Here is a 6,000-nt window from a genome sequence, read left to right as displayed (position 1 = left end):
ACTATTCCCGCTTCAGGAGGGCTCGTCTTGTCCACACCTTTGATTTCCGTCGTTGACGACGACGCCTCAGTCCGTGCGGCGACAGAGAATCTTTTGAAGTCGCGTGGCTACATCGCCCAAATATTTGCGTCGGCCGAGGAACTCCTGAGGTCCCCGCAATTGGGCGAGACATCCTGTGTCATTACCGATATGCAGATGTCGCCTATGAGCGGCCTGGAGCTGATGGCAGAGATGCGGACACGGGGTTACGACGCACCATTCATTTTCATTACCGCTTTCCCCAACGACCGCGTGCGCGCGTCAGCGCTGGGTGCCGGAGCGATTGGCTTTCTCGCCAAACCCTTTGCCGGACAAGCGTTAATCGAGTGCCTCGACACCGCGCTGAACGCGTATGACGGCCGAGGCGGCATCTGATGCAATCAATATGCAGCTTGAATTGATGTGCGATCTAAACGCTCCACGCGATCTCGCCACCGATCAACCTCTTCGCGGTCAAACACGCTAGTTGCTCTAAAAGGCGAACGAGAGGCGAATTGTTGCCCTGTCCAATACCGACTATCGCCGGGCGGCTAGTTTGATGCAGAACAATCTTATCGCTGCGAAGACCGGAAGGGCACGTTAGCTCGGCTCATTCTGTAGGTCGACGTTCAACTTAATGCTCACCCAAAGCAGTCGACGACTTAAGCACTTCTTAACTCGTCTGGATCGAGGCTATATACTTCATCGTAGAGTGGAGCTGGGGCAAGAGCGCTCGATAAAGCAAGAGATTGGCTGTTCGCAGCCCGACTGCAGTGACGATGATGACGGAGCTTCGCCTAGAACAACCGTCCCGCGTGTTATATTGAGCCTTTTCTGGTGAAAGAGTCGTCCGTGAAGAACGCCGATGTCAGCTTGGGGTGAACTGAAGTCGGACCGTGAACGGGGCGAGGATTTGGCACAGCAAGAGATTGAGCCACCGGATCAGGCGGCGGAAGTTGTAGCCGACGGCAGCGAGGACGGCGTTGGCGGCGTCACCCTGGCGGTGCCAGAGATAGTTCCGGCCCATCCGATGTTCGGATTTGAGATGGCCGATGACCGGCTCGATGGCCGAGCGGCGGCGCATCTCGCGCTTGATCTTGGGCGTCACCCGCCGCTTCTGCCCTGAGATGAACACTCTGAACTTGTAGTCGGGTGGCGCATTGTGGCCGCGATAGCCTTTGTCGAGAACAAGGCGCTCGACGATGTTGCCGATCAGCGCCTCCATCTCCGGGATCACGGTCTCGAGTGTATGGCCGTCATAGGGATTGCCGGGCAGCGCTTTCACGTGGGTGACGAACTGGCCGCTTTTGGCGTGCGATAACGTCGTGGCAACGGAGACCTTGACCCCGAACTCGTAGGGCCGATGCGCCTTGCCCTTGCCGATGCACTCCACCTCCGGGGCGTGCAGCGAGTAGACCTTCGGTCCACGCTGGTGCTGCTTCTGGCCAAGCACCCGTCGCGCCAGTATCAGCATTCGGTCCAGAGCGATCTGATGGAGCAAGTCGACGTTGCCTTCAAGCTTGCGGGCGATGTCGCGGGTGACACGGCCAAGATAGGTTTGAAGCGTCCTCAAGGCCTTCTTGGCGCGCTTGAACTGCTTGGCGTGGGCATAGCGCTGGTGCTTGATCAGCGCGAACTTGCCGACCCGCCCATAGGACTGACGCAGCCTGATGCCGGCTCCCTTGGCGAGCCGCACCAGGATCTCGCGGGCGCGGTTCAGGAGCCGCGCATCCGTCGGGAACATCACGTTCTTGGGCTGCACCGTGGTGTCGACGATGACGCGGTTGAGGTCGCTTGGCTTGATCGCCTCGGTCCTGGTGGCGACCGAAAGGCTCTCTTGCAGCAGCGCCTGCAGCTTCTCCTCGCCCATCCGCTGGCGCCAGCGCGTCAACGAGGAGCGGTCGAACACCAGGCGGTGCTGGAAGAACTCCTCGCCGCAGAAGAACTGGTAATAGGGGTTCTCCACCCAACGCTCGCATAGCACCTCGTCGGAGAGGTCGTAGGTGTGCTTGAGGATGGCAAGTCCGGCCATCAGCCGCGTCGGCAGCGGCGGCCGGCCCGGCTTGTCCTCATAGACCGCCCCGAGCCGCTGCTCCAGGAACGACCAGTCGATCGTCCGCGAAAGCTTCACCAGCGGGTGGCCCATATCGATGATCGCGTCCAGCCGGGAGCGCAGAAGATCGGCCTGTCCGCTGTCGCGTCGTTCCTTTGGCTTCATCGTCCCCTCCGATGCGACCACGGAATCACGACGCGCGATTCGACGGAATCCTGAAAATGAAATTGCAAGCTTTTGGGCCCTCAAAGCCCCAAAGCTTGCGATCTCAAACCTCATCCCAAGCGCAAAATCGACTCCCGCTCAACGGCTTGGGAGGTTCTTCACGGCCGACTGAAAGAGCTCTGCACGATGCGCACTCACGGCGTCGTTATGTCCGTTGACGTATGCCGGCCGTCTTGCCCATAAACGCCGCTTCGCGCTTACCACTTCGTAGGCCGTCCTCTGTAGGGGGCTTCTGCCTCCAAGCCGGCCAGGGTGCTCGGCGCAACACGCCAGGCCTCTCCGGGGCCGGGCGCACTTTGGCGGCCCCCCATGCAGGTCCTCGCCGCAGCGAGCATTGCCGTAATTGCCTTGCGCAGTGAGCTCTACTTCCAACGCTGAAACAACTCAGTAACGGCTAGGCCAAGGTGCACTCTGGGGGGCAGTCTTCTGAACCAACTCAGAGGAACTCTCAGCCGAAAAGGCTATAAACACAGACGAGCCCGGAGCAGGCTAGATCAGTCTACTCCATCTGGCCCAATCACCGGTGATTCCATGGTCACATAAAATCATCCTCGTAATCGTATGTTGAGGGGCTGGCTGGGATCTCGGTATCACTACCTACACTGTCGTCAGCTTTGGAAAGATACAGCGCAGCAGTGCCTTTTCGCTGCCATTTGCCCTCGCTATTCCTTACCCACTTGTCTGACTTCTCTGGGTCGAGAACCATGTTGTCGGCGTCGACCTCGATGAATCCCATCTTTGCCGCACGGGCTCTTGCTTCCGGATTAGCCGGACGCGAACTGAGCAGCGGCTGTTCGCCGTCCATGCCTTCGGACACGAAGTCGGAGTACTCTTGGGCGTTGTCGCGGATGTACTCGATTTCGTCGCCATGATAAGCCTTCGCGGCTTCTCGGAATGAGCGACGATCGATCTCTATGATGGGAGGGGTTGAAACGAGCGAATACGGTCTTGTTGCCGAAGATGAACTGCCACTCGAGCCAGATTCGGCTAAGCACATACTGGCGAACGCCTCCGCAAAGTTGGCGGTGTCCATTTGCTCGTCAGTTTCTGCAAAGTTAGAGGATTGGAAGTAGGACGAGCCATTGATCCGATATACATGGATTGGTGCTCCCGTCGGACATACCGCATCTAGTTTTGGCTTCTTGGGCCTAGCGGCGCTGATAGGGAGCCTGGCTCACCAAAACCTGACGTGGCCGCCCTCATATTGGCTTGTCATAGGACTTCCTTCTGAACAACACGGGGGCACACGCTCGTGCCATTGGCATTCATCAGGTTTTCATGAGAGGTCGCGAACAGCTCCGATCCTTTATTAGGAATTTGGTTGATCGCCGTTGACCTGCTGATGCCAATCGGGTGGTGCTCTTTTCGTTGTTCCGTCGCGCCGTCTCATATCGGGGTCTTCTTTCGACGTTCCAGTGGAACTCGCGGGCGGCCTTCAACAGATTGGCCCATTTCCAGAATTTGAGCAACGATATCGCCTGCCCAGAAACGTAGCCTAATGTCGGCTCGTAGAAGCGCGACCGCGCGTTCGGCGTCAACGCTCATTTACCCAAATCCGCATTTCGCCCTCGCCCCGGTTAGCCCAGCTGAACAACGGAATGAATGTCAGCTGCTGCGGTTCTAGCTGTCCAGGCACTTTGTCGTAGTGATAAAGCGCCGCTTCTTCATAATGCGTGAGTTGCAACCGCGTCCCGCCGGCCTGCAGCAAGATCTTGCCACTAAAGAGACCAGTTCCTCCGATAAGTGAAAACCGACTGTCTGCATCAAGCCAAAGGTTGTGTAACTCGGTCCCGTTGTCGGCCTCCTCCAGACAATAAATTAAGGGGCCACGCTGGATGGCCACCTTGCCGGCCAAATTGCGAAGTTGTGGATGGCCGTATACGCGACGCACTGGCATTGGCAGCGATAGTTTGACCCGATCTCCCTGCCGCCACGTTCGGCGAATGTGCAAATAGCCCTTGCGCGGCTCGCAATTCACGGGCTCGCCGTTCACGCTCGCCTGCGGCGCGCTGCACCATTCCGGCAGGCGCAGGGCGAGCGTGTGGGCAATTGGCGGCGCAGATTCGACGGCGATTTCCACCTGGTCTCTCCAGGGATAACTGCCGCTTATGAGCAACCGCAGCGCATGTCCGTCGACGGATATTGCCACCCTATTACCAACGTAGAGATTTACATAGAGCGCGTCGGTGCTGGCCGTGTAGATGTAGTGACCAATCGATGTGAAAAGGCGTGCGATGTTCGGTGGGCAGCACGCGCAGCCAAACCAGCGTCGTCGAACCGGCGAGACGTGATTGTAGATGCCATTAGACCTCAGCGTTTTGGGATGCACTTCGAGCGGGTTAACATAGAAATAGTGACGTCCGTCGAACGCGATGCTGCCGAGAACGGTATTGTAGAGCGCGCGCTCCATCACGTCGGCATAGCGGCCGTCCAGTTCCATCTCCAACATACGGCGCGCGAACATCATCAGGCCAATCGACGCGCAACTTTCCGCGTACGCCGTATCATTTGGCAAATCGTAATCGCTGCTGAACGCTTCGCCGGCGCCTTGCGAGCCGATGGCTCCGGTAATATAGATCTGGCGCTGAACCATGTTTTGCCATAGCCGCAGGCAAGTTTGGCGCTGCTGCTCGTTCTGGCGCAGACGCGCGAGATGAGCTACTGCCGTCATGAGGTATACAAAACGAACCGCATGACCAGTTGCGGTCCGCTGCTCCGAAAGCGGCAAGTGCGCTTGGCTATACGCTTTATTTTTTACCATCCAAGGCGCGGCATCGGATTTTGGCACGCAGGATTGCTGGCGCTTCTGGTACTCAATGTCGTAGAAGTGTGGCTCCGTGCCGCGTTGCTCCACGAAATAATTGGCCAGCGTGAGATATCGCTGCTCCTTTGTCGCTTCGTAGAGGCGTGCCAACGCAAGTTCGATTTCCGGATGGCCATCATAGCCGTGCAACTGATCGCACTCTGGGCCGAAAACTGTGCAGAGGTGGTCAGCAAGCCTGCAAACGACCTCCAGCAACCGCCGTTTGCCAGTCCCCTGAAAGAATGCAACACCCGCTTCAATCAAGTGGCCAGCACAATAAAGCTCGTGGCACTCCGTTAAGTTGGTCCAGCGCTCCTGAGGCGCGTTCAGTATGAAATAAGTGTTGAGGTAACCGTCGCCGCTTTGGGCGGCCGCAATCAATTCAACCAGCTCGTCGACGGCTTTCTCCAGCTCTGGATTTGCTGCCTGGCATAGCGACCATGCAGCCGCCTCAAGCCATTTTGCGACGTCACTGTCCTGAAATACCGTGCCATGAAACTCGCCCCTCGCACGCCCGGCAGCAAGGCGGAAGTTCTCTACCGCGTGACTCGGTATCACCTCGGGATTGCGATCGTTTAGCACCTCCCATTGGTAGGGAATTGCCACTTCCCTGACCAGCTGCTGGCATTGCCCAATCAGTGGATCCGAGACCTGTAGGTTGTGAAGATCGACTTCGGCCACGTTTCGATCATTCATCGCGTTCCTCCTTGGAGTGTGGCGAGCGGAGACCTAGCTTGGCAAGCCATCTCACCACTATTGCGTTGTTGAGCTTGTCGCCCTGAGATTTTCGGGTACACACTCGTACTCTCGGGGCGAGGCTTCAAAACGATCAAATGGAGAGGCTGCCCTGGGGCGCCGCCCTCCCAGACATGCGTTGACAGTGGTCGGTCGAGGAGTGGGA

The 6,000-nt window shown here is 57.9% G+C and carries 4 protein-coding genes; 1 reads left to right on the top strand and 3 read right to left on the bottom strand.

The genetic code is table 11. The annotated features are described in order from the left end of the window. Window positions 1–27: 27 nt before the first annotated feature. Window positions 28–414: a response regulator transcription factor gene (locus tag XI06_RS14220; protein WP_271605631.1), complete on the top strand. Its 387-nt coding sequence runs from the start codon at window positions 28–30 to the stop codon at window positions 412–414. A 472-nt stretch (window positions 415–886) separates the two neighbouring features. On the opposite strand, the gene XI06_RS14215 is transcribed toward XI06_RS14220, so the two are convergent. The 3 genes from XI06_RS14215 to XI06_RS14205 all read right to left on the bottom strand — a co-directional run bounded on the left by XI06_RS14215 (window position 887) and on the right by XI06_RS14205 (window position 5,795). Continuing rightward, a complete protein-coding gene (locus tag XI06_RS14215) occupies window positions 887–2,236 on the bottom strand; it encodes an IS5 family transposase (protein ID WP_271605629.1) in 1,350 nt (449 codons plus the stop codon). Between the two features lie 595 nt (window positions 2,237–2,831). Next, entirely contained in the window at window positions 2,832–3,329 is a 498-nt protein-coding gene (locus XI06_RS14210; protein WP_271605628.1) for a hypothetical protein, read from the bottom strand. A gap of 501 nt (window positions 3,330–3,830) precedes the next feature. Next, complete coding sequence (locus tag XI06_RS14205; RefSeq protein WP_271605627.1) at window positions 3,831–5,795, bottom strand: glycoside hydrolase family 127 protein; 1,965 nt, start codon at window positions 5,793–5,795, stop codon at window positions 3,831–3,833. Window positions 5,796–6,000: the final 205 nt, after the last annotated feature.

The organism is Bradyrhizobium sp. CCBAU 11434, from assembly GCF_028128895.1.
In the GTDB taxonomy this organism is placed as follows: domain Bacteria; phylum Pseudomonadota; class Alphaproteobacteria; order Rhizobiales; family Xanthobacteraceae; genus Bradyrhizobium; species Bradyrhizobium zhengyangense.
The sequence above is the reverse complement of the archived record's forward strand: the minus strand, read 5'-3'. Positions and strand labels throughout refer to the sequence as shown.